This is a genomic window from Citrobacter youngae (genome assembly GCF_003818115.1).
In the GTDB taxonomy this organism is placed as follows: Bacteria; Pseudomonadota; Gammaproteobacteria; order Enterobacterales; family Enterobacteriaceae; genus Citrobacter; species Citrobacter youngae.
This window is the reverse complement of record NZ_RPOI01000054.1, coordinates 1-1,141: the sequence shown is the minus strand read 5'-3', so window position 1 is coordinate 1,141 and position 1,141 is coordinate 1. Positions and strand designations below refer to the sequence as shown.

The window sequence follows — 1,141 nt, the reverse complement described above, 5'->3', positions numbered from 1 at the left end:
AGAACGTTACAACCGGCTCTGCCACGTTGTCTCCTTTATCGACTTTTCTGAATCCCATCATTGAAACAGGCCGGTTCCTGTCGTCATTCCAGTCAGCAAACCGACTGAACTGATTACGCGTCATAAAGTCCCGTACCTGCTCAAGTGCCGCTTTATCTTCCTGATTAGCTGTATGACCCCGGTCAGCCATCCATGCAGCCAGACAGCTTTGAGCGGCACGAAAAGCTTCTCCTTCCGGCCATCCTGTGATGCCCGCTTTTGTGGCCAGTTCCCCGGCCATCGCAATCAGAGCAAAACGGGTAACAGCCCGGCCAACCTGATTCCCGGCATTTTCCGGTGTCAGCCTTCGGGTGTACTCTTTCAATAAGGCTTTCGCCTGGCTGGTCAGTTCCGGCAGATCAGCGGTCAGGCAATGCAGCCAGTCGCGGAATGGCGCACCATGATAATGCACTACGTGCTGCTCAAGATGCTCAGCCAGGGTTTTCCCGCTACTGAAGCCATGAAGTTCTTCAAACACGCCATATTTGCCTGAATCGCTTGGGATCTGGATCATTCTGACTTCAACCCCGGCATACGTACGTTCCCCGGCGCTTGCCGCATGTTCCACCAGTGACAGTTCCCCGGTGGACAGAAACAACAGATTCCAGCGGTTGGTTTCCCTTACCGACCCATCTGTTCTGGCTCTGGCTTTGTCCCCCCCCCCCCCGGGGACCTGCCGTTAGCCAGCATATAAGCGATATTCCCCGCCTCCCTGCCGTCAACCTCCCGGATTTCATCCAGCATCAGCGTGGCATCATTACGGCGGCTCGCCGTTCCTTCTAAGGCATTCCCCGTCGCCCGCCACGTATGCCAGAAATCTGTTCCACCACATACTGATGCAGCCACTTTCATCGTCGTGGTTTTACCGTCCGTCGATTCTCCTTTGAGGTGATAACCTCCACCGCCGATACCAACCAGTTTCAGAAGGGGGCAGCAAATGCCAGACTCACCGCAAAGGCAAGACGGGCATTCTTTATGACAGTAACGGCTTATATTTTCACGCCAGTCCTCTGATGTACCGCTGACACGAAAATCACGCCCCTGCACACTCGACGTTTGTAAGATGACTGACTGGGCTTCACGCCCTATCACTTCATCCTCG

At 54.6% G+C, this 1,141-nt stretch carries 1 protein-coding gene and 1 pseudogene; both read right to left on the bottom strand.

Annotation, left to right across the window (positions count from 1 at the left end):
- Positions 1-637: pseudogene (locus EHN13_RS23920) on the bottom strand (DUF927 domain-containing protein); the annotation flags it as partial.
- Positions 638-660: 23 nt separating this feature from the next.
- Positions 661-1,141: DUF927 domain-containing protein (locus EHN13_RS23915; protein ID WP_124022185.1), on the bottom strand; the 481-nt coding region annotated here is incomplete at its 5' end.